We start from the raw sequence: 20,675 nt of genomic DNA, 5'->3' as shown, positions 1-20,675 counted from the left end.
AGCCCGCTCCCACATTTGTTCGGCGTGATCCTTATAAAAATAATAGGTACCTTGCGATGCACAACCAAATTGCCAGCTTTCGCGCGGCACTCGACGCCCGTCCGGTATCGCGCTATCAGTGGTTGATTCTCCTGTTGCTCGCGCTGCTGCTGGTCACCGATGGCTATGACGCCCAAGTGCTGGGATATGTCGTGCCAGCGCTGGCCAAGGATTGGGGGCTGGAGAAAGCTGCATTTGGTCCGGTGTTCAGCGCCAACCTGCTGGGGCTGACGCTCGGCTCATTGCTGGTCACACCCTTGGCCGATCGCTTTGGCGTACGCCGCATCCTGCTCGGCTGTGTGCTGATCTACGCCAGCCTCACCGTGTTGATGGTGTTTGCCAACTCGCTGAACACGCTGATGGCCGCACGGTTTATCTGCGGTATCGGCATGGGAGGCGCGATGCCGAGTGCGATGGCGTTGATGTCGGACTATTCCCCACCACGCTTGCGCACGCTGATGGTGACCTTGGCGGCTTGTGGCTTCTCGTTTGGCGGGGCCGCAGGTGGTTTCGTGGCGGCAGGGTTTATTGAAGGCTTCGGGTGGCAGGCAGTGTTTCTTGCCGGAGGCGTGACGCCGTTGCTGCTGTTCCCGTTTCTGGTGTGGCTGCTGCCGGAATCCCTGCCGCGTTTGCTGCGTGATGCCCCGCCCTATGCACGTTTGCGGACGGTGACGGTGCGTATGCTGCCCGACTGGCAACCGCCGCTGGCGACACAGGCAGAAAACCAACAGGAGCAAGGCAGCGAACTGACGGTCGTGGAGTTGTTCCGTAACGGCTACGCGCGCCCGACCGTGCTGATCTGGGCGACCTTTTTTGTCAGCCTGATCCTGCTGTATTTCATGATCAGTTGGTTGCCGTCGCTGCTTCTGGAAAGTGGGTTGACGCTGAAAGACGCCAATCTGGTGACATCGATGTTCCTGTTCGCCGGCACCTTGGGCGCCATCGGCATGGCCTGGTTCGCCGACCGCTTGAAAAGCAAAGTACGACTACTGTCAGGCGTGCTGGCGGCGGCTGCGGTGTGCACCGTTTTGCTCGGCCTGAACCATGACAACCCTCGCTATTTGGTGGCCTGCGTCTTTGCGGCCGGGTTTTGCATCATCGGTGGCCAGTTGACCCTCAATGCCTTTGCCAGCAACTTCTACCCGGCGCATGTGCGCGCTACCGGTACGGGCTGGGCATTGGGGGTAGGGCGATTTGGCTCAATCCTGGGGCCGCTGTTTGGCAGCATGCTGCTCGCGATGCATATCCCGGTGGAGCAGATTTTCTTCTTCTGCGCGATACCGGCGGTGATTGCGGCGTTGTTGATTATTCAGGTGCGTTCGCCCGGGGTTGAGCTGCCGAAGAACCCGATGACTGGGGATATTCTCAAGACGCCGCAGGCTTAATGCACCACTGAATTGGGCGGCAGGTGCCCCAGCCGCTCCGTCAGGCGCAGGCGTTGGATGGGGTCTTCGCTGAGCATCAACGCGTGCTCCAGGTCGAAGCGTTCGGCGTTAGGGCAGTCCAGGCGCTGATACAGGCTGGCCCTCGCCAGGTAATCGGCGGCGCTGGCATTGCCCAGTTCCAGCACGCGTTCGGCATCGACCAGCGCTTCAAGCGGGGCGTCATTGGAAAGGTGCAGTTGCCGCAGGTTGCGCGACAGCCGTTGCAGGATCGAACGCGGGTCGGCGGTGTGCAGGTGGTCGGCTTGCAACTTGAGGTTGGGGCCATATTGGCGTTGCAGCAGGTCGCGACAATCATTGGGGTACAGACGTCGGCCGCCGCAGGGGTCCAGCAGGTGATCGGCACCGGGTACCCGCAGCAGGAAGTGGCCGGGGAAATTCACGCCGACCATGGGGATGTCGAGGCGCCGCGCCAGTTCCATGGCGATCAGCCCCATGGCCAAGGGTTGTCCACGTTTGCGTTGCAAGACCTTGTCCAGCAGGGCGGCGGCGGGGCGCAAGGGGGTGAATTCATCCTGGGCAAACCCCAGGTCATTCATGCGCCGCAGCAGCGGCTGGGCCTGCTCATCCGCTGGCAGCATGGGCATGCCCAGGCTCACCTGCTGTTGCAACAGGGTCAGCTCCTGCAGGATCAGCAACGGCTGCACCGCCGGGTCATGCTCGGCGGCAATCCACAGCGCCGCTTCAAACAGCGCAGGTGGTGAGCGTTCCAGGCAGGCGAAAAAGGCTTTGCGGGGATTCATTGCATTCTCCGGCATATGCCCCCGTTTTAGCCTTGCTGGGATTTTTCGTCCAGTGGCTTAGAAAATATCCTGCGCTTATTTCCCAAGTCCCGCAAAAACGGGCGTCTTATTCCAGCGTGGTCCGGCACTTTTCTGCCACACGCCTATACTTGGCCCACTACCAGAAGTGATTCGGGAGCTTGACGATGTTTGCTCTCATGCATAGCACCCGCCTTGAATCGCTGCACTTGAGCGTCGACCCGGTCACCGGGCTGAAGGCGGTCATCGCCATCCACAACAGTCGCCTTGGGCCCGCCCTCGGTGGTTGCCGTTACCTCTCCTACCCCGACGACGAAAGTGCCGTGGCCGATGCCGCGCGCCTGGCCCAGGGCATGAGCTACAAGGCCGCACTGGCGGGATTGCCGGTGGGCGGCGGCACCGCAGTGATCCTGCGCCCAGGCCACGTGGAAAACCGCGCGGCACTGTTTGAAGCGTTTGGCCGTTGTATCGAACAACTCGACGGCCGCTACATCACCGCTACCGACAGTGGCACCTCGGTGGCGGACATGGATTGCATCGCCCAGCACACTCGTTACGTGACCAGCACCACCGCCGCGGGCGACCCTTCACCCCATGCCGCCATGGGCGTGTTCGCCGGCATCCGCACCACCGCCATGGCCCGCCTGGGCAGCGACAACCTGGAAGGCTTGCGCGTGGCCATCCAAGGCTTGGGCAATGTCGGCTACGCCCTGGCCGAACAACTGCACGCCGCCGGCGCCGAATTGCTGGTCAGCGACATCGACCATGGCAAGGTGCAGCTGGCCATGGAGCAACTGGGCGCGCACCCCATCGCCAACGAGGCGTTAATGAGCACGCCGTGCGACATCCTCGCGCCCTGCGGCCTCGGCGCCGTGCTCAACCGCCAGAGCGTCGGCCAACTGCGCTGCGCCGCCGTGGCCGGTTCCGCGAGTGCGCAACTGACCAACCTGCAAGTGGCCGACCAACTTGAAGGGCGCGGCATCCTCTACGCCCCCGACTACGTGATCAACTCCGGTGGCCTGATCTACGTGGCCCTCAAGCACAGCGGCGCAGAACTGGCGACCATTACTGCGCACCTGTCCAACATCGGTACGCGCCTAACCGAAATCTTCGCCCACGCCCAGGCCGAAAAACGCTCCCCCGCACGGGTGGCGGATGAACTGGCCGAACGGTTGCTGTACCAATAACCCGCTATTAAAAAGGCCCTGAATCGATGATTCAGGGCCTGTTCAATTCTGGCTTTATTCCGCCGCAGCGTTGAGCAACTCGGACAACGCGTCCGGCTGGCTCTTGAACGCCTTGGCAAATACATCGCGGTTCTTCGCCATGTAGATCCCGGCTTCTTCCACCTGCTGCTCACTCAGGGACGGCACGGCTTTTTGCAACACTTCTGCCAGCAGCTCAGCGAGCTCAAGCATTTTGTCATGACGGTCAGCTTCGGCTTTATCCATGAACAAACGCTCCAGATCTCGGCTGCTGCGGTATACCACTTCGACGGCCATTCACCACCTCACATGCCTTCACGATAGTTGTCTTTTGCGACTACTGTATTTATATACAGCAAAAAGAGTAAGCCAAACCGTGGGGTTTGGATAGCAGTTTTTAATGTAGCCCGTAAATACAGGTTAAGCGTGTCTCATGTCACCCGGCCATCATCTCATACCTGCCCTGGCCTTTTTTCTGCATGCAGAACAACCGTCACGTCCAACCCGCATTATCCGGTCGAGTCGACCTAAGGAAGCATCATCGTGAAAATCAACTGGGCCGAAAGGCTGCGCCAGCAAGTACATGGTCTGGCCGAGTCCCTGGGCAATCTGTTTGTCGAGTCGTTCCACTACCTGGCGTTGTTCGCCATTGGTGCGGTGACCGCTTGGGCAGCGGTGATGGAATTTCTGGGGATGCTGGAGAACGGGCACATCAAGATTGATGACATCTTGCTGCTGTTCATCTACTTGGAATTGGGCGCCATGGTCGGGATTTATTTCAAGACCAACCACATGCCGGTGCGCTTTCTGATCTACGTGGCGATCACCGCCCTGACGCGCCTGCTGATCTCCAACGTGTCGCACCACAACCCACCAGACGTAGGAATCATCTACCTGTGCGGCGGGATTCTGCTGCTGGCGTTCGCCATACTGGTGGTGCGCTACGCGTCGTCGGCGTTCCCGTCGGTGAAGGTCGAAGGCCCGCGTCGCAAGGGCGGGGCGAGCCTGGAAACCGAGAAGGGCGAGCTTTAAAGCCCGACGCTGAAGGGCAGGGGGCGGGTGGGCGGTCGCTGTAGCACTTTGTGATCGCCATCTGTCATCACCGCCAGGATTTCCATGGCGCTGTGACCCTGTTCGATGGCAATACCGAATTGGATGCTCTGCACCAAACGCTTCAGCCGCTTTGGATCGTTGCGCTGTTCGGCGCTGATCATGCGTTTGGCTACCACCCCGTCCTCATTGGAGAGGGTGAGCATAATGCTGCCGTCCAACCGCTGGATGCTCAGGTTGACCCGATATTCCGGGGTGAAGGTGTCGGTGATGATCTGAAAAGGATTGTCCATGGTGCGTTACCGCCTGATAAGAACATGCAGTCATTGACGACCGGTGTTGGGATTAGTTCGTGTCTCCTGACCACCGGCCACTTCGTCGCTGAAGCGTCACAAGATCCGTTTGCTTCATAAGCTGTACAGCAAGGGGCGTGCCGTGTGGCGACCTACCTGACTGCGCCTGACCCATGTGGGAGCGGGCTTGCCCGCGATTGCGGTTCGTCAGCTTGTTAATTTCTGACTGACGGACGGCTATCGCGGGCAAGCCCGCTCCCACATTGAATGGACGTTGTGGGCTATTTCAGGGCAGTACGGAAAAAACGATCGCAGACAGCGCAATCAGCCCGATCACCACTACAAATACATTCGAGACTTGGCCCGAATACTGGCGCAGGGATGGCACGCGGCGAATTGCGTACATCGGCATCAGGAACAGCAGGCACGCGATGATGGGCCCGCCCATGGTCTCGATCATGCCCAGGATGCTCGGGTTGAAAGTGGCCACGGCCCAGCAGGTCAGCACCATGAACAGTGCGGTGCAGCGTTCCAGCCATTTGGACGACATCGAACGATTGCGCCCACGCAGGGATTTGACGATCAGGCCCTGGAAGCCTTCGCTGGCACCGATGTAGTGGCCGAGGAAGGATTTGGTGATGGCCACCAGCGCGATCAACGGCGCGGCGTAAGCGATCACTGGGGTCTGGAAGTGGTTGGCCAGGTACGACAGGATCGAGATGTTCTGCGCCTTGGCTGCTGCGAGGTCTGCCGGTGACAGTGCCAGTACACAACTGAAGCAGAAGAACATCACGGTCAACACCATCATGCCGTGGGCGGTGGCCAGAATGCCGCTGCTTTTGCGCTCGGCTTGCGCGCCATACACGCGTTTCTGGTCGACGGCGAACGCGGAGATGATCGGCGAATGGTTGAAGGAAAACACCATCACCGGGATCGCCAGCCACAGCGTCTTGAAGAACAGTGGCAACGGCATGCCCTCACTGGCGGAGGCGAAGAACGCGCCGTTCCAGTTGGGGATCAGGCTCAACGCCAGTAACAGCAAGGCAGCGACGAACGGGTACACCAGCACGCTCATCGCCTTGATGATCACGCCCTGGCCGCAACGCACGATGGCCATCAGGCCGAGGATCAGCACCAGCGACAGGATCGCCCGCGGCGGCGGGGTCATGTGCAGTTGGTGCTCCATGAAGCTGCCCAGGGTGTTGGTCAGCGCCACGGCGTACACCAGCAGGATCGGGAAGATTGCAAAGAAATACAGCAGGGTGATCAGCTTGCCGGCGCCGACGCCGAAATGCTCTTCGACCACTTCGGTGATATCACCGGATTTGCCTGACAGCACAAAGCGCGTCAGCCCACGGTGGGCGAAGAAGGTCATCGGGAAGGCCAGCAGTGCCAGGATGATCAGCGGCCAGAAGCCGCCGAGGCCAGCATTGATCGGCAGGAACAAGGTACCAGCACCGATGGCGGTGCCGTAGAGGCCCAGCATCCAGGTGGTGTCGTGCTGGGTCCAGCCGGTTGTGACGGTGCTCTCTACAGCAGGATTATCAGCAGCAGGTGTACGTACATCGGTCATCGTTATTGCCTCGTTATTATTTTTGCGCGGGCTCACGTTGGGGCAGTCAGGGAGTGCTCCTCAGCACTCCACCCAGCTGACCGCCAGGCCGCCCCGTGAAGTTTCCTTGTATTTGTCATGCATATCGGCGCCGGTATCGCGCATGGTGCGGATCACCCGGTCGAGGGAAATAAAGTGTTTGCCATCACCGCGCAGGGCCATTTGCGTGGCGTTGATCGCCTTGACGGCGGCGATGGCATTGCGCTCGATACACGGTACTTGCACCAGGCCACCGACCGGGTCGCAGGTGAGGCCGAGGTTGTGTTCAAGGCCAATTTCGGCGGCGTTTTCCAGTTGCTCCGGCGTGGCGCCAAGAATGTCCGCCAACCCGGCAGCGGCCATGGCGCAGGCCGAGCCGACCTCGCCCTGGCAGCCGACTTCAGCACCGGAGATCGAGGCGTTTTTCTTGCAGAGAATGCCCACTGCCGCCGCGGCCAGGAAGAAATTGACCACGTCGTCGTCAGACGCGTCGGCGTTGAACTTCATGTAGTAATGCAGCACTGCCGGGATAATGCCGGCGGCGCCATTGGTCGGTGCGGTGACCATGCGCCCGCCAGCGGCGTTTTCTTCGTTGACGGCGAGGGCGAACAGGTTGACCCACTCCATGGCCGACAAGGTTGACGTGATGACATTCGGTTTGCCGATTTCCAACAGGCTGCGGTGTAATTTCGCTGCACGGCGGGGCACGTCCAGGCCACCCGGCAGAATGCCTTCATCGCGCAGGCCTTGTTCCACGCATTCGCGCATCACCGACCAGATATGCAACAGGCCGCTGCGAATTTCGTCGTCGCTGCGCCACGCACGTTCGTTGGCCATCATCAGCTCCGATACCCGCAGGCCGTGCTTGTTGCAGAGGGCCAGCAGTTCAGCGGCGCTGGAAAAGTCGTAGGGCAATTCCACATCGCTGGTCGGCGCGATGCCCGAGGCTGCTTCGGCTGCCTCTATGATGAAACCACCACCCACCGAGTAATAGGTTTGCTCGTTCAGCAGGCCGTTTTCGCCGTAGGCGTGCAGGGACATGGCGTTGGGGTGGTAGGGCAAGCTTTCGTCCAGCAGTAGGAGATCTGTATGCCAGTTGAAGGCAATTTCCTGCTGGCCTGCGAGTAGCAGTCGTCCGGACTCGCGCAATTGCTGGATGCGTGCATTGATTGAGGTCGGATCGACCTGATCTGGCCATTCGCCCATCAGGCCCATCACGCAGGCACGGTCGGTGGCGTGACCGACGCCTGTAGCGGACAGCGAGCCATACAGGCGCACTTCAACGCGGCGGGTATCGCGCAGCAATTGGGTGTCGATCAGCGCTTGGGCAAACGTTGCCGCCGCCCGCATGGGGCCGACGGTATGAGAGCTGGAAGGGCCAATGCCTACCTTGAATAGATCGAAAACACTGATAGCCATGCTAAAGCCTTACAAGCAATGGAGTGGAAATCGCTGCCATCTTTTGTAGGACGAGCGGAATTAGCGCGATACTGAGGCTCTGGATCGGCACTGACCAACGAATTATCCTAAGACACCCTTTAGCTGGACTAAACGCTATGACCCGACCCCTCCATGGTCAGACTTATGTGTGGCTGCACGTTTTTTCCTGTGCGGCGCGGCATTTGTCGTTCACCCGCTGCGCCGAAGAACTGCACATCACGCCGGGGGCGGTGAGCCAGCAAATCCGTCAGTTGGAGGAGCGATTAGGTTTCCGCTTGTTTCATCGACGCGCACGTGGCGTAGAGCTGAGTGCCGAGGGGCAGCGGTTGGCAGCAACGGTGGGTGAAGCCTACGGCAGCATCGATGCTGAATTGCAGCGCTTGGACGTGGGGATGATCAGCGGCACCCTGCGCCTGCGCTCGATCCCGTCGTTTCTCGGCAAATGGCTGACCCCACGTTTACCGCGCTTGCAGCAGCGTTTTCCGGATATCCAACTGCGCATGGTCGCCGAAGACAGCAGCATTGCCCTGCATGAGGGCGACTTCGACCTGGCCATCGACTTGAATGACGGCAGCTACCCCGGCCTGTTATCCACAGCCCTGCTGGACGAACAGATCTTCCCGGTCTGCGCACCCAGCCTGTTGCGTGGTCGCCCACCGTTGCATGGCCCGGCTGATTTGGTGCATTTCCCGCTGCTGCACGACATCACTGCGTGGCGTGGGAGTTATGAGTACGCGGAGTGGGAGTTCTACCTGAATGCCATCGGCTATCACGTTGCCGATGTGCGTCGTGGCCACACCTTCAACCGCAACCACCTGACCATCGAAGCCGCCATCGCCGGCATGGGCGTGGCCATTGCGCGGCGCACTTTGCTTAACGATGAGCTGGAGCGCGGTACTTTGATCGTGCCGTTCGGCTTGGCCGTGCCTAACCACAAACGCTACGTATTGTTGTATGCGCCAGGCGCGCTGAACCATCCGGGCGTGCGGGCGGTCCATGATTGGCTGGTGGAAGAAGCGATGATTTTTCGCGGATTGCACCCCCTGGGAGAGGGGCAGTTGTAGGAAATTGGGCGAGTGAGAAGATGTACCCAACTCCCGACGATAACAGCGTGTTTGATCGTTGTCAGACTTAATTTGTAATGTGTGATTTATCTTTGCAAAGGGGTTGAATTGTTTCGCGGTCTGCCCAATTGTGTAATCAAGAGGTCATGGTTTTACCTGCCTGGTAAAGCAGTCGTGATCTCTCGCGAGCTAGCTGAAATAAGGGAAAAACTATGCAAATCCAAGTCAATAGCGATAACCATATTGAAAGCAGCATCCGACTGGAGGAGTGGGTACGTACTACCATTGAAAGCACGCTCGAACGTTATGAAGAAGACCTGACCCGCGTTGAGGTCTACCTGAAAGATGAGAACGGCGATAAGCCCGGTCCCCACGATTTAAGTTGCCGCCTGGAAGCACGGCCAAAAGGCCATCAGCCAGTGTCGGTCCTGCACAAGGCCGATACCCTGGAACAGGCGATCGACGGTGCAGCCACCAAGCTGGACCATGCGTTGGAACATTTGTTTGGCAAACTGCAAGGCAAGCCACGCGCTGCCGGTAAAAACCTGCCGGCCAATAAAGTGAACGATGACGCGCTTGAAGAGGAATTCCTGGAAAACGAAAATGCTGCACTTAACAGCTGACAGTTTTTTCACACCCCACTAAAAACGGGCCTGCATTTGCAGGCCCGTTTTCGTTTCAGGCTTAAAACGCGATGGAGGTTTGCACGTAGACCGTGCGCGGCTCGCCTATGTATTTGCCCTTGTTGTTATCGTCGAACGAGCGGGTGAAGTACTGCGTGTTGAAGATGTTTTTCACCCCGACTGCCACGTTCAAGTCCGACAGCTGCGGGCCGAAGTCATATGCCGCGCGGCTGCTGAATAACATGTAGCCCGGGATGCGTCCGTTTGCGCCGTCAGCAGTTTCCTTTTGGGTATTGGCGTTGTCGGCGAACTGGCTGCTCTGGTAGCTGCTGTCCAGGTTGAGCTTCCAGCGACCTTCGGTGTAACCCACGCCCAGAGTGCCCTTGTGCTTGGAGGAGAAAGGCACGCGGTTACCTTTGTTCGGGCCGTCTTCGCGAATGGTGGCGTCGACGTAGGCGTAGGTGGCATAGACATCAAAGCCGGCCAGTGCCGGGCTCAAACCGTCGAGCGCATAGTTGACGCTGGTCTCGATACCCTGATGGCGCGTTTCGCCACGGGCAATCACCGAGTCGTTGGTCTGGTTGCTTTCGTACTGGTTGTCGAAGTTGATCAGAAACGCACCGATTTCCGCACGTAAGGTGCCGTCGTCGTAGCGGGTGCCCAGTTCCCAGGTGCGGGCTTTTTCCGGTTTCACTTCGCCGCTGGTCACGCGGTTGGGCATCTGGCTGTACTGCACGCTGCCGAACGAGCCTTCGGTGTTGGCGTAAAGGTTCCAGCTGTCGGTAAGGTGGTAGAGCACGTTCAGCGCCGGCAGCGCGGTGTTGTAGTCGCCCTTGTATTTGACGTTGGTGAGGTTGTTGGTCTGCTGGGACTCGATCATCTCGTAGCGAATGCCAGGGGTGATGGTCCACTTGCCGATATCAATCCGGTCATCGACGAAGAAGGCGTTGGCTTCGGTGCCGCCACGGGTGTCGCGGTCGTTGCGGCTGTCGGTGCTGGGGATTTGCTGGTTGGCGGCGATCGGCGTGCGGTAACGCAGTTCGTGGCCGGCTTCGTTGATGTAGCGGTAACCGACGCCGACTTCATGGCTGGTCGGACCCAGGTCAAAACCTTGGGCGAAGCGGGTCTCGATGCCACGTACCCAATATTCACGCGGGGACAGCGAAAGGAACGTGCCCTGGTCCAGGTAGCCGCTGCGCAGGGTCTTGGTGAAGAAGCTGTTCACGGTAAATTCGCGACGGTCCTGCTCATAGCGATAGCCGATGTTGAACATCGTACGGCGGCCCCAGAATTTGTCGTAGGGGCGGGTGGACTGGTACGGGTCGGCCTTGTAGTTCGCGACGTTCAAGCCCCCAGGCATGTCGGCCTGGCCTTCGTAGTACTGCGCCATGGCGTTGAAACTGTTGGCGTCGTCGAGTTGGTATTTGCCCTTGAGAATCAGGTCGTCGATTTGCGTGTCGCTGTGTTCGCGCCAGTCGCCGCCACGGGTACCGGAGTACAAAATCGCCCCGCCCAGGCCATTGTCGGCGGTGCCGCCGGCGAGCAGGTTGCCGGTGGTCTTGAATCCGTCATGGCTGGAGGACGGGCTGGTTTCGGTCTGCAAGCCGCCTTTGACAGTGGGCGCGTCCGGAATTGCGCGGGTCACGAAGTTGACCACACCGCCGACGTTTTGCGGGCCGTAGCGCACGGCGCCGCCGCCGCGGACGACGTCCACCGCGTCCATGTTGCCCATGCTGATCGGTGCAAACGAAAGCTGTGGCTGGCCGTAAGGCGCGAAAGGCACCGGGATGCCGTCCATCAGCACCGTGGAGCGTGATGCCAGGCGCGGGTTGAGGCCGCGAATACCGAAGTTCAGCGCCATGTCATGGCTGCCGGTGCCGTTATTTTCCGGCGCGTTGACGCCAGGGATGCGGTTGAGCACGTCTTTGGCCTGGGTCGCGCCCTGGCGTTCGAATTCTTCACGGCGGATCACATCACGGGCGCCGGGGTGTTCGAAGACGTTGGTTTGCGCGGCGTCGCCGAGCCAGTCGCCGACCACGCTGGAGGTGCCCAACTCAATGCTGGCTGGGGCAGTGGCCGGTTGCAGGCTGTAGGCATTGTCGCCTTCGGCGCGGGCTTGCAGGCCGGTGCCTTCCAGCAGTTTTTGCAGGCCTTCAGCCGCGCTGTAGTTGCCCGTCAAGCCACGGCTCTGCCTGCCCGCCGTCACTTCGGAACCAAAGGAGATCAATACGCCGGCTTCGCGGCCAAATTGATTCAGTGCGGCTTCCAACGAAGTCGGCGCGATGTGAAAAGGCTTGGCGTCGGCGGCCATCACCTGAGGCAGTACGGTAAGACTCAGGCTGGCGCCGAGTAGGAGTTGGCGCAGTGAGCGGGCGAGAAGCGTCGGTTGCTGGGGCATGACGGGCGGTCCTGAGAAGGAAGGATCTAGGTGGCTTTCCTTCTCTGTCACGCGAGGTGTGGAAAACGGCTCATCGTTTTTAAGAAAAAGTTCAGGCGCGGGCCTGGACGGTCACCCAGTAGCGGGTAAACCGCCGGATTTTGACCGGCAGGCTCACTTCCAGCAGGTCGAGAATGCGTTCGCTGTTGTCCAGTGGATAGCTGCCGGAGATCAGCAGATTGGCCACCTGTGGGTCGCAATTAACCTGGCCACGCCGATAACGGCCGAGTTCGCCGAGGAAGTCTTCCAGGCGCATGTGAGCCGCGACCAGCATGCCGTCGGCCCAGGCGCCGCTGTTGGCGTCGGTAGGGTGCGGGGTGTCCCAGCCTTTGCGCGTGAAATTGACCTGATGCGAAGCCTGGACTGTCAGCGGCAGGCCGCTATAGGTATTGGGCATGACGTCGACGCGCCCCTCGAACACCGACAGTTGAGTGTGATCGTTGAACTGGCGCACGTTCAAACGCGCCGCCTGGCTGCTGAGCAGGCCCTGGCCGGTCAGCACCTGCAGCGGCGTATTGCCTGCGGCGCTGGTCAACAGGATCTCGCCTTCGAGCAAGCGGATCAGGCGTTGCTGGCCGTCGAAATGCACATCCACCGCACTGCCGGTATTGAGCTGCAATTGGCTGCCATCCGCCAGTTGTACCTTACGGCGCTGGCCGACGGGGCTACGGTAGTCGGCGCTCAGCGGCGGCACTATATGTTGCTGGCGCAGGCTCCAGGCGGCGGCTGAACCTGCGCCGAGTATCAGCAGCAGCTTCAGGGCCTGGCGTCGGCTGGTGGAGGTGGGGGCGTTCAGTGCCGCGTGGGCCAGCGGCGACGGCATGCCGCGCAGGCGCTGGTTGACGCGCTGCATGTGGTCCCACGCGCGCTGGTGTTCGCTGTGGGCGTTCAACCATTGTTGCCAGGCGGCTTGCTGGCGCGGATTGAGGGCGCCTTGCTGCATTTCCATCAACCAATGCACGGCTTGTTCGGCGACTTGCGTGGAAAAATTCATAGCGCGAAGTAGCAGCGCATCGCCGCTTTGCTCAAGTGGCGCTTAACAGTGGCGATGGAAATGCCTAACTCAGCGCCGATTTGCGCGTAAGTCAGGCCATCGAGTTGGGCCAACAGGAAGGCACGCTTGACCTGCGTGGGCAGGCCGTCGAGCAGTTGGTCCAGCTCGATTAGGGTTTGCAGGATGATTGCGCGTTCTTCTTCCGACGGTGCCACGTGTTCGGGCATTTGCGCCAAGGCATCGAGATAGGCGCGTTCCAGGTCCTGGCGACGGTAGAAGTTGAACAGCACACGCTTGGCGACAGTGGTGAGGAACGCGCGGGGTTCGATCAGCGTTGGTGTTTCCCGCCCGGTGAGCACGCGGATGAACGTGTCCTGAGCCAGGTCGGCGGCACTTTCCGGGCAGCCGAGTTTGCGTCGCAACCAGCCGGTGAGCCAGTGGTGATGGTCGTTGTACAAAACTTCGACGGTATTGGACGGGCTCAACAGGAACGCTCCGCAAGCATCGGCATGCTTTAGAGAACAAGAATTGTTCGCATTGTAGGGCGCATGAAGGGCTTCGGCAATCCATCTGCACCGGTGATTCATCCGTTCTCTTTTGCTTATGAGAATATTTATCATTAATATCGCGTGCTGATGAACCTGGCGCCTTCCGCATGAAAAGCAAAACCTCGCTGCCTGTCTCCTACCGTCTCGCCGTGACCTCGCGCGTACTGGCTGCTGTGGTGGGCGGTTACCTGATGGCTTCACTGGCCAGCATCTGCCTCGCGCTGTGGATGCCCACGTCACGTGCCGACGCTGTGATCACCGGGATGATGAGTTCATTCGTGTTCTATTTGCTGGCCGTGCTCTGGTGTTTCGCCTGCCGCAGCGCCGCACGCGCCTGGTTCGGCGTGATGCTGCCGAGCGCAGCATTTGCCACGCTGGCGGGCGTGGGCTTTTGGATGGCGCGCACATGAAAGAGGGCTTTCGCCAGGCCATGGCCTGGTTGCACACGTGGGCTGGATTGATCTTCGGCTGGCTGTTGTTTGCGATTTTTCTGACAGGCACGTTGGCGTATTTCAAAGACGAAATCAGCCACTGGATGCAGCCCGAAGTGCAGGCTCGTCCTCTGGACGATGCACGTAGCCTGAACGTCGCTCAAACCTATCTGCAGCACGTCGCGCCGACCGCTGCCCGCTGGTTTATCACCCTGCCGGACAGCCGCGACCCCGGTCTGTCGGTAATGTGGCAGGACAAAGTCGACCCCGGCAAGCGTGGCAACTTCATCCAGAAAACCCTCGACCCGGTCACCGGCCAGGCGGTGCAGGCCCGTGAAAGCATGGGTGGCGAGTTCTTCTATCGCTTTCACTTCCAACTGCAAATGCCGCATCCCTGGGGCCGCTGGCTGTCGACCATTGCCGCGATGGTGATGTTTGTTGCACTGATCACCGGGATCATCACCCACAAGAAAATCTTCAAGGACTTCTTCACTTTCCGCCCCCGCAAAGGCCAGCGTTCCTGGCTCGACGGGCACAACGCGGTGGGTGTATTGGTGCTGCCATTTCACCTGATGATCACCTACAGCAGCCTGGTGATTTTCATGAGCCTGGTAATGCCGGCATCGATCCTGGCCTCGTACGGCAACGACACCCGCGCCTTCTTCAGTGAGGTGTTCCCGGCAACAAACAATGCACCGGCGCTTGGGCAACCCGGGCAGTTGAAGCCGCTGGTGCCGATGTACGAACAGGCGCGTGAGCATTGGGCGGGTGGACATGTCGGGCGTGTGGCGGTGAATAACCCCAGTGATGTGAACGCTTCGGTCAATGTGTTTCGCGCCGGCTCTGACAGCGTGGTGCATGATTTCGGCAGCACGGTGTCCTTTAACGGCACCACGGGCGAGCTGTTGCGGGTCAGTGGTGAGCAGTCACTGCCGGCCGTGATCGGCGGCAGTTTTTATGGCCTGCACATGGGCCATTTCGCCGGCCCGGTGCTGCGCTGGTTGTACTTTATCTGTGGTCTGGCGGGCACGGTGATGATTGGCACCGGGCTGGTGATCTGGCTTGGCAAACGCCAGCTCAAGCACGCAAAAAGCGCGGTGATGCCGTTTGAATTGCGCCTGGTGGAAGTGCTGAACATCGCCAGCATGTCCGGGCTGATGATCGCCGTCGCGGCGTTTTTCTGGGCCAACCGTTTGTTGCCGGTGAGCTTCGCCGAGCGTTCCGACTGGGAAGTGCAAACCTTCTTTATCGCCTGGGGCCTGAGCCTGTTGCACGCCATGCTGCGCCGCGGTCGCCAGGGGTGGATCGAACAATTGAGCCTTGGCGCGCTGCTGTTTATCGCCATTCCACTGCTCAATGCGCTCACGACCTCCCATCACCTGGGCGTTTCCCTGGCAACGGGCGACTGGGCCATGGCCGGCTTCGACTTGACTTGCCTGGCCAGCGGTGTGTTCCTCGCCTGGGCCGCCTGGAAAATGCAGCAGCGTACGGTGCCTGCCTCCAAGCCTGAACGCGCACGCCGGTTGACGCTCAAGCAGGAGGCGAACTGAATGCTGCTCGCACTGCTGATGTGCTACGCGGGGTTCACCGCATTGTGCTTGTCTACCGACCGACATCACGGCGAACTGCTGCACAGCAAGCCATCGCCACGTCGTCGGCTGGGCCTGCGTGTGGCCGGTTGGGTGCTGCTGACGGTGTCGATCTGGCCCGCCGTGAATATCGCGGGTTGGGGCCAGGGCCTGGTGGAGTGGTGCGCGGTGTTAATGCTCAGTGCGCTGTTGCTGGTGCTGTTGTTGCCGTATCGGCCAAGGCTGGCCTTGATCCTGGCGGGCGTCGGCCTGCTCGCCAGCCCTGTTGCGGCCTTTGCCACTCTTTGAGTTCAGCCTGATGATCAGCACGCCACCCGAATCCCAGGACAGCCCGCACGCTGACGCGGCAGGTGGACGTGCGCATTTCCTGCAGGTGTTTTTGTCCCAGCGTTCGCAGATGGAGGCCTTGGTGAGCCGTCGCGTGGGATGTCGCGCCACGGCGGCCGACCTGGTGCAGGACCTGTTCCTGCGCTTCTGGCGCCGGCCATTGGTGCAGGTCGAAGAACTCAGCACCTACCTGTTGCGCTGCGCCGGCAATATTGCCATCGACCACCTGCGCAGCGAAGGCGCGCGGGTGCGCAGCAGCGAAGGCTGGCTGCCCGAGCAGCAGGACAATCAGGGTTGCGAACCGCAGGCAGCGCTGGAAGCCGGCAACGATTTGCGCCACGTCGAAGCCGCCTTGCGCAGCTTGCCCGAACGCACGCGGCAGATTTTCCTGCTTAACCGCATTCACGGCCGCAAATACGCGGAGATCGCCAAGGCCATGGGCCTGTCCCAAAGTGCCGTGGAAAAACATATGATGCGTGCCCTCGAAGCCTGCAAAGCCAGCCTTCGCGAACCATCGCCCCCACGCACGCCAGGGAAAGCACCGTGAACGTCACCCCCACGCCCGCGCAGGAGCAGGCCGCACTGGCTTGGCTGAGCCTGTTGCATGACCAACCCAGCAGCGGCGACCAGGCCACGTTCAGCCACTGGCTGCGCGCCGATCCCGCGCACGTCGAGGCCTACGCACAGGCTCAGGTGCTGTGGGAGTTGAGCGAAGTGCCGGCACGCAAATTGGCGGATGAAGAGGCCATGGCCTTGCAGGGCTATCTCAATGCGATGAACACCTCGAAGCGCTCACGGGTTGTGCGCTGGTCTGGCGCGTTGGCGATGGCCGCCTGTCTGGTGTTGATGGTGTCGATGGGCGCCGGTTGGCAGCCGTCGCGCTGGGTCGATGACTTCGGCGCCGACTACGTGACAGCGCCGGGGGAGGTCAGAACCGTCACGCTGGCCGACAAGTCCCAAGTCACCCTCGATGCCGACAGTGCCATTGCGGTGGATTTCAGCCAGGGTGAGCGGCATATCCAGTTGCGTCGCGGCGCCGGTTTTTTCAGCGTAACTCACACCGGGCAATCCTTTGTGGTGGAGGCGGGCAGCGGCGAAGCGCGGGTGTTGGGTACGCAGTTTGAAGTGCGCCTGCAACCGGAGGGGGCTCAGGTAACCGTGTTGTCCGGGCGCGTTGGCGTCATACCGTCCAGGCAGGGCCAGCAGCAAATTCTTACGGCAGGCCAGCAAGTGACCTACGTCGACGGTGTCGCCGACCCTCTGCATGCGGTCGACAGCGAATCACGCCTGGCTTGGCGTGACGGCTGGCTCAACTACTACAAGGCGCCGCTGGCCGATGTGATCAATGACTTGGGGCGCTACTATCCGGGCCGCATTCTGTTGCTCAACGAAGAGATGGGCGCCAAGCGGGTCAGCGGCAGCTTCCCGAGCAAAGACCCGCAGGCGGTGTTGAATGCGTTGCAGGCTGTGCTTGGCTTTGAGCAGCACACGGTATTGGGCCGGATGATCGTGGTGCGCTGATTACTTCAGCGCAGCCATGATCTTCTCGGGGCTGTAATCGCGGATCAGTGTGCCGTTTACATCCACGAAGGGAATCCCACCGCCCCCCAACGCCTCATACGCCTTGCGCGCCTGGGCGTCTTTTTCGATATCAAACGCCTGGTACGGAATGCCCTTCTGGTCCAGGAACCGGCGGATCTGCTTGCAGTAACCACACCACTCGGTGGAATAGAGCACCACACGCGCCGAGGCGCGGGTCTGCTCTGGTACCACCTGCGATGGGTTGAACACCCGCTCGATCTTGCCCCAGTTCTGAATCACCACCACGACCAGCAACACCAGCAGGACTTTCTTGAAAACCCCGCCGAGCATCAGTTGCGGCGCTTGAGCTGGTCGGTCAGTTGGGTCGGCAAGCCCTTGATGATCAAGGTACCGGCGGCTTCGTCGTATTCAATCTTGTCGCCCAGCAAGTGCGCTTCAAAGCTGATCGACAAGCCTTCGGCACGGCCGGTGAAGCGACGGAACTGGTTGAGCGTGCGTTTGTCAGCCGGTATCTCTGGCGACAGGCCGTAGTCCTTGTTGCGGATATGGTCGTAGAACGCTTTTGGCCGATCTTCATCGATCAGCCCCGAGAGTTCTTCCAGGCCCATCGGCTCGCCGAGCTTGGCCTGGCTGCTGGCGTAATCCACCAGGGTCTTGGTTTTTTCGCGAGCGGATTCGTCCGGCAGGTCCTCGCTTTCGACGAAGTCGCTGAAGGCCTTGAGCAGCGTGCGGGTCTCGCCCGGGCCGTCGACGCCTTCCTGGCAGCCGATAAAGTCGCGGAAGTACTCCGAGACTTTCTTGCCGTTCTTGCCTTTGATAAAGGAGATGTATTGCTTGGACTGCTTGTTGTTCTGCCACTCGGAGACGTTGATGCGTGCCGCCAGGTGCAGTTGGCCGAGGTCCAGGTGACGAGAAGGGGTCACGTCCAGCTCATCATTCACCGCCACGCCTTCGCTGTGGTGCAGCAGGGCGATGGCCAGGTAGTCGGTCATGCCTTGTTGGTAGTGGGCAAACAGCACGTGACCGCCGACGGAGAGGTTGGACTCTTCCATCAGCTTCTGCAGGTGCTCGACGGCAGTGCGGCTGAACGTGGTGAAATCCTGGCCACCGTCGAAATATTCCTTCAACCAGCCGCTGAACGGGTGCGCGCCGGACTCGGCATGGAAGAAGCCCCAGGCCTTGCCTTGTTTGGCGTTATAGCTCTCGTTAAGGTCGGCAAGCATGTTCTCGATGGCAGCGGATTCGGACAACTCCGAGTCACGCGCGTGAAGAACTGCAGGTGTGCCGTCGGGTTTTTTGTCGATCAGGTGGACGATGCAATGACGGATCGGCATAGGCTTCTCGGCTGGTTGAAGGGGAGCGGTGCGCCCTCCCCAAAAAGTTGCTCAGTGTACCGCACCCATTGGGCAAGACGCGCTTCGAAGGCGGTTTTGGGCACCCTCCGACGGTCCATATGCCTTTTTTTCACGGTTTAGAGCGATAAAGCTGACCAAATGGGTAGGTAGAGGCGGATATTTCCCCGTCTCTGTGCTAGTTTTGCCCCGTCTTACGCCAAGTCTCGGCGATAAGCGTGCATTCAGCATCTGTCAGGTCGAACCAATCCCCGTTTCAAGCATCTATAACCCCGATCTCCGTGGTTATAGCCGGGGGTGCCAGGCCATGACGGTCGGGCTCGACGGCTGACACTGCACTCTGCAATCCATATGAATTTGATAGGGAAGGAACACCACAATGGCTATTACTAAAGACCAACTGATCGCTGACCTGGCTGAAGCAGTAGACGCACCGAAGACCACCGTGCGCGCTCTGCTGGACCAACTGAGCCAGATCGTTGCTGATCAGCTGGAAAACGGCGGCGAAATCACTCTGCCAGGCGTTGGCAAACTGAAAGTGACCGAGCGTCCTGCCCGTACTGGCCGTAACCCTTCGACTGGCGCTGCCATCGAAATCGCTGCCAAGAAAGTTATCAAGCTGGTTGTGGCCAAAGGCCTGACCGACGCTGTTAACAAGTAAGACGCAGCAAAAAAACCGTGCTCCGGAGCGATCCGGGCACGGTTTTTTGTTGCCTGCGATTTACTGTGGTTGCGGGGTTGCTGTGGCGAGGGAGCTTGCTCCCGCTGGGCTGCGCAGCGGCCCCAAAAGTCTGGGAGCGCTTCGCACTGGAGCGCCAGCCCGGTCCCGCGGGAGCAAGCTCCCTCGCCAAATGGATCAGTCGCGCACCCAGCGCTGGCGCCAGATCTGCTGTTCGTTCTTGGTCTGGAAGGTCCAGGCCACAAAGCGGCTTTGCTTCTGCCCCTGGGACATTTCCACCACTTGGCTTTCCAGCACGCCGGCTTTTTTCAGCGCAGTCTCGATGGCGGGCAAGTTCGACGCTTTTGACACCAGAGTGCTGAACCACAACACCTTGTGGGCAAAGTGCGCGCTCTCGGCGATCAACTGGGTCACGAAGCGTACTTCACCGCCTTCACACCACAACTCGGCCGATTGGCCGCCGAAGTTCAGCACCGGCAACTTGCGTTTCGGGTCAGCCTTGCCCAAGGCTCGCCACTTGCGTTCGCTGCCCTTGGTGGCTTCGTCCATGGACGCGTGGAATGGCGGGTTGCACATGGTCAGGTCAAAGCGCTCACCCGGTTCCAGCAAGCCCAGCAGGATCTGCTTAGGGTTAGCCTGCAGGCGCAACTGGATGACCTTGCTCAAGTCATTGGACTGCACGATGGCCTTGGCTGCGGCCACGGCAGTAGGGTCGACCTCCGAGCCCAGGAAGTTCCAGCGGTACTCCATGTAGCCAATCAACGGGTAGACGCAATTGGCGCCCATGCCGATGTCCAGCACCTTGACGATTGAACCGCGCGGGATCTTGCCGTCGTTGACGCTGGCCAGCAGGTCGGCGAGGAAGTGTACGTAGTCCGCACGTCCCGGCACCGGTGGGCACAGGTAATCCGCCGGGATGTCCCAGTGCTGGATACCATAAAAAGCTTTCAGCAGCGCCCGGTTGAACACCCGCACCGCATCCGGGCTGGCGAAGTCGATGCTTTCCTTGCCGTAGGGGTTGAGGATCACGAACTGCGCCAGTTCCGGCGTGGTTTTGATCAACGCCGGGAAGTCGTAACGGCCCGTGTGACGGTTGCGCGGGTGCAGGGTGGCCTCTTTGCGCGGCACGACGGGCTTGGCCGTGGCTGCGGTTTTAGGCTTCTTGCGCGGAGGTTTTGGCGTGCTGGGGGTGGTCATGATGATTCTGGTGTTGGCTCAAAGTGGTGGGCATTGTCACACATTCTTGAGGTGATCTCGGTCAAATGTGG

At 60.3% G+C, this 20,675-nt stretch carries 22 protein-coding genes; 11 read left to right on the top strand and 11 right to left on the bottom strand.

Annotated elements, in window-relative coordinates:
• The first annotated feature begins 56 nt into the window (after positions 1 to 56).
• Positions 57 to 1,424 carry an MFS transporter gene (locus BFP95_RS19155; protein WP_065910564.1) on the top strand — a complete coding sequence of 456 codons (1,368 nt, stop codon included), beginning with the start codon at positions 57 to 59 and terminating at the stop codon, positions 1,422 to 1,424.
• Here the strand turns inward: BFP95_RS19155 and BFP95_RS19150 are convergent.
• Positions 1,421 to 2,224, bottom strand: a complete 804-nt coding sequence (locus BFP95_RS19150; RefSeq protein ID WP_049709855.1) for a SirB1 family protein — start codon at positions 2,222 to 2,224, stop codon at positions 1,421 to 1,423. The two genes, BFP95_RS19155 and BFP95_RS19150, sit on opposite strands and share 4 nt — an antisense overlap.
• Before the next feature lie 185 nt (positions 2,225 to 2,409).
• Between BFP95_RS19150 and BFP95_RS19145 the strand changes: the two genes are divergently transcribed.
• The gene (locus BFP95_RS19145; RefSeq protein WP_065871730.1) at positions 2,410 to 3,429 is read left to right on the top strand and encodes a Leu/Phe/Val dehydrogenase; all 1,020 of its coding nucleotides are present in this window, start codon (positions 2,410 to 2,412) and stop codon (positions 3,427 to 3,429) included.
• A 54-nt stretch (positions 3,430 to 3,483) separates the two neighbouring features.
• On the opposite strand, the gene BFP95_RS19140 is transcribed toward BFP95_RS19145, so the two are convergent.
• Positions 3,484 to 3,744 (bottom strand): YebG family protein, encoded by a 261-nt coding sequence (locus BFP95_RS19140; RefSeq protein WP_003171979.1) that lies wholly within the window; start codon positions 3,742 to 3,744, stop codon positions 3,484 to 3,486.
• Positions 3,745 to 3,990: 246 nt separating this feature from the next.
• On the opposite strand from BFP95_RS19140, the gene BFP95_RS19135 reads away from it, so the two are divergent.
• Positions 3,991 to 4,479 (top strand): phosphate-starvation-inducible protein PsiE, encoded by a 489-nt coding sequence (locus BFP95_RS19135; protein WP_049709853.1) that lies wholly within the window; start codon positions 3,991 to 3,993, stop codon positions 4,477 to 4,479.
• Here the strand turns inward: BFP95_RS19135 and BFP95_RS19130 are convergent.
• The 3 genes from BFP95_RS19130 to BFP95_RS19120 form a co-directional block, all read right to left on the bottom strand.
• On the bottom strand, positions 4,476 to 4,790 hold the full coding sequence (locus BFP95_RS19130; RefSeq protein ID WP_065871731.1) for a DUF3509 domain-containing protein: 315 nt from the start codon (positions 4,788 to 4,790) through the stop codon (positions 4,476 to 4,478). The genes BFP95_RS19135 and BFP95_RS19130 overlap by 4 nt on opposite strands.
• Positions 4,791 to 5,076: 286 nt before the next feature.
• Positions 5,077 to 6,363, bottom strand: a complete 1,287-nt coding sequence (locus BFP95_RS19125; protein WP_065910563.1) for a serine/threonine transporter — start codon at positions 6,361 to 6,363, stop codon at positions 5,077 to 5,079.
• Positions 6,364 to 6,423: 60 nt separating this feature from the next.
• Positions 6,424 to 7,800 (bottom strand): L-serine ammonia-lyase, encoded by a 1,377-nt coding sequence (locus BFP95_RS19120; RefSeq protein ID WP_065879573.1) that lies wholly within the window; start codon positions 7,798 to 7,800, stop codon positions 6,424 to 6,426.
• A 137-nt stretch (positions 7,801 to 7,937) separates the two neighbouring features.
• Between BFP95_RS19120 and BFP95_RS19115 the strand changes: the two genes are divergently transcribed.
• Both BFP95_RS19115 and BFP95_RS19110 read left to right on the top strand, forming a co-directional pair.
• Positions 7,938 to 8,885 (top strand): LysR substrate-binding domain-containing protein, encoded by a 948-nt coding sequence (locus BFP95_RS19115; RefSeq protein WP_065910562.1) that lies wholly within the window; start codon positions 7,938 to 7,940, stop codon positions 8,883 to 8,885.
• Positions 8,886 to 9,097: 212 nt separating this feature from the next.
• On the top strand, positions 9,098 to 9,508 hold the full coding sequence (locus BFP95_RS19110) for an HPF/RaiA family ribosome-associated protein (RefSeq protein ID WP_065871735.1): 411 nt from the start codon (positions 9,098 to 9,100) through the stop codon (positions 9,506 to 9,508).
• 61 nt (positions 9,509 to 9,569) lie between these two features.
• On the opposite strand, the gene fecA is transcribed toward BFP95_RS19110, so the two are convergent.
• From fecA to BFP95_RS19095, 3 genes are all read right to left on the bottom strand, one after another.
• Positions 9,570 to 11,906 (bottom strand): TonB-dependent Fe(3+) dicitrate receptor FecA, encoded by a 2,337-nt coding sequence (fecA, locus tag BFP95_RS19105; RefSeq protein WP_065871736.1) that lies wholly within the window; start codon positions 11,904 to 11,906, stop codon positions 9,570 to 9,572.
• Between the two features lie 91 nt (positions 11,907 to 11,997).
• Positions 11,998 to 12,939 carry a FecR domain-containing protein gene (locus tag BFP95_RS19100; protein ID WP_065871737.1) on the bottom strand — a complete coding sequence of 314 codons (942 nt, stop codon included), beginning with the start codon at positions 12,937 to 12,939 and terminating at the stop codon, positions 11,998 to 12,000.
• Positions 12,936 to 13,424, bottom strand: coding sequence for a sigma-70 family RNA polymerase sigma factor (locus BFP95_RS19095; RefSeq protein WP_065871738.1), 489 nt, complete (start codon positions 13,422 to 13,424; stop codon positions 12,936 to 12,938). Before BFP95_RS19095 ends, BFP95_RS19100 begins: the two co-directional genes overlap by 4 nt.
• A gap of 170 nt (positions 13,425 to 13,594) precedes the next feature.
• Between BFP95_RS19095 and BFP95_RS19090 the strand changes: the two genes are divergently transcribed.
• From BFP95_RS19090 to BFP95_RS19070, 5 genes are read left to right on the top strand one after another with little or no spacing between them, the layout of a single operon-like run.
• Positions 13,595 to 13,897, top strand: coding sequence for a DUF3649 domain-containing protein (locus BFP95_RS19090; protein ID WP_025858985.1), 303 nt, complete (start codon positions 13,595 to 13,597; stop codon positions 13,895 to 13,897).
• A complete protein-coding gene (locus tag BFP95_RS19085; RefSeq protein ID WP_065910561.1) occupies positions 13,894 to 15,468 on the top strand; it encodes a PepSY-associated TM helix domain-containing protein in 1,575 nt (524 codons plus the stop codon). Before BFP95_RS19090 ends, BFP95_RS19085 begins: the two co-directional genes overlap by 4 nt.
• Positions 15,469 to 15,795 (top strand): DUF3325 domain-containing protein, encoded by a 327-nt coding sequence (locus BFP95_RS19080; protein WP_065871740.1) that lies wholly within the window; start codon positions 15,469 to 15,471, stop codon positions 15,793 to 15,795. It abuts the gene before it with no gap.
• A gap of 7 nt (positions 15,796 to 15,802) precedes the next feature.
• Positions 15,803 to 16,381 (top strand): RNA polymerase sigma factor, encoded by a 579-nt coding sequence (locus BFP95_RS19075; RefSeq protein WP_049713413.1) that lies wholly within the window; start codon positions 15,803 to 15,805, stop codon positions 16,379 to 16,381.
• Entirely contained in the window at positions 16,378 to 17,355 is a 978-nt protein-coding gene (locus tag BFP95_RS19070) for a FecR family protein (protein WP_065871741.1), read from the top strand. The genes BFP95_RS19075 and BFP95_RS19070 overlap by 4 nt, the downstream gene beginning before the upstream one ends.
• Here BFP95_RS19070 and BFP95_RS19065 read toward each other — a convergent pair whose 3' ends face one another.
• Both BFP95_RS19065 and yejK read right to left on the bottom strand, forming a co-directional pair.
• A complete protein-coding gene (locus tag BFP95_RS19065; RefSeq protein WP_065871742.1) occupies positions 17,356 to 17,706 on the bottom strand; it encodes a glutaredoxin family protein in 351 nt (116 codons plus the stop codon).
• Positions 17,706 to 18,710, bottom strand: coding sequence for a nucleoid-associated protein YejK (gene yejK, locus BFP95_RS19060; RefSeq protein ID WP_049709838.1), 1,005 nt, complete (start codon positions 18,708 to 18,710; stop codon positions 17,706 to 17,708). The genes BFP95_RS19065 and yejK overlap by 1 nt, the downstream gene beginning before the upstream one ends.
• A gap of 397 nt (positions 18,711 to 19,107) precedes the next feature.
• On the opposite strand from yejK, the gene BFP95_RS19055 reads away from it, so the two are divergent.
• Entirely contained in the window at positions 19,108 to 19,389 is a 282-nt protein-coding gene (locus BFP95_RS19055; protein WP_003212743.1) for an HU family DNA-binding protein, read from the top strand.
• Between the two features lie 195 nt (positions 19,390 to 19,584).
• On the opposite strand, the gene rlmF is transcribed toward BFP95_RS19055, so the two are convergent.
• Positions 19,585 to 20,604 carry a 23S rRNA (adenine(1618)-N(6))-methyltransferase RlmF gene (gene rlmF, locus BFP95_RS19050; RefSeq protein WP_065871743.1) on the bottom strand — a complete coding sequence of 340 codons (1,020 nt, stop codon included), beginning with the start codon at positions 20,602 to 20,604 and terminating at the stop codon, positions 19,585 to 19,587.
• Positions 20,605 to 20,675: the final 71 nt, after the last annotated feature.

This window comes from Pseudomonas sp. 58 R 12, assembly GCF_900005865.1.
Classification (GTDB): domain Bacteria; phylum Pseudomonadota; class Gammaproteobacteria; order Pseudomonadales; family Pseudomonadaceae; genus Aquipseudomonas; species Aquipseudomonas tritici.
The sequence above is the reverse complement of the archived record's forward strand: the minus strand, read 5'-3'. Positions and strand labels throughout refer to the sequence as shown.

Excerpts from the sequence above, each read along its gene's own strand:
- BFP95_RS19155 (WP_065910564.1), top strand. The coding sequence starts at position 57 with ATGCACAACCAAATTGCCAGCTTTCGCGCGGCACTCGACGCCCGTCCG.
- BFP95_RS19150 (WP_049709855.1), bottom strand. The coding sequence starts at position 2,224 with ATGAATCCCCGCAAAGCCTTTTTCGCCTGCCTGGAACGCTCACCACCT.
- BFP95_RS19145 (WP_065871730.1), top strand. The coding sequence starts at position 2,410 with ATGTTTGCTCTCATGCATAGCACCCGCCTTGAATCGCTGCACTTGAGC.
- BFP95_RS19140 (WP_003171979.1), bottom strand. The coding sequence starts at position 3,744 with ATGGCCGTCGAAGTGGTATACCGCAGCAGCCGAGATCTGGAGCGTTTG.
- BFP95_RS19130 (WP_065871731.1), bottom strand. The coding sequence starts at position 4,790 with ATGGACAATCCTTTTCAGATCATCACCGACACCTTCACCCCGGAATAT.
- BFP95_RS19125 (WP_065910563.1), bottom strand. The coding sequence starts at position 6,363 with ATGACCGATGTACGTACACCTGCTGCTGATAATCCTGCTGTAGAGAGC.
- BFP95_RS19120 (WP_065879573.1), bottom strand. The coding sequence starts at position 7,800 with ATGGCTATCAGTGTTTTCGATCTATTCAAGGTAGGCATTGGCCCTTCC.
- BFP95_RS19115 (WP_065910562.1), top strand. The coding sequence starts at position 7,938 with ATGACCCGACCCCTCCATGGTCAGACTTATGTGTGGCTGCACGTTTTT.
- BFP95_RS19110 (WP_065871735.1), top strand. The coding sequence starts at position 9,098 with ATGCAAATCCAAGTCAATAGCGATAACCATATTGAAAGCAGCATCCGA.
- fecA (WP_065871736.1), bottom strand. The coding sequence starts at position 11,906 with ATGCCCCAGCAACCGACGCTTCTCGCCCGCTCACTGCGCCAACTCCTA.
- BFP95_RS19100 (WP_065871737.1), bottom strand. The coding sequence starts at position 12,939 with ATGAATTTTTCCACGCAAGTCGCCGAACAAGCCGTGCATTGGTTGATG.
- BFP95_RS19090 (WP_025858985.1), top strand. The coding sequence starts at position 13,595 with ATGAAAAGCAAAACCTCGCTGCCTGTCTCCTACCGTCTCGCCGTGACC.
- BFP95_RS19085 (WP_065910561.1), top strand. The coding sequence starts at position 13,894 with ATGAAAGAGGGCTTTCGCCAGGCCATGGCCTGGTTGCACACGTGGGCT.
- BFP95_RS19080 (WP_065871740.1), top strand. The coding sequence starts at position 15,469 with ATGCTGCTCGCACTGCTGATGTGCTACGCGGGGTTCACCGCATTGTGC.
- BFP95_RS19065 (WP_065871742.1), bottom strand. The coding sequence starts at position 17,706 with ATGCTCGGCGGGGTTTTCAAGAAAGTCCTGCTGGTGTTGCTGGTCGTG.
- yejK (WP_049709838.1), bottom strand. The coding sequence starts at position 18,710 with ATGCCGATCCGTCATTGCATCGTCCACCTGATCGACAAAAAACCCGAC.
- BFP95_RS19055 (WP_003212743.1), top strand. The coding sequence starts at position 19,108 with ATGGCTATTACTAAAGACCAACTGATCGCTGACCTGGCTGAAGCAGTA.
- rlmF (WP_065871743.1), bottom strand. The coding sequence starts at position 20,604 with ATGACCACCCCCAGCACGCCAAAACCTCCGCGCAAGAAGCCTAAAACC.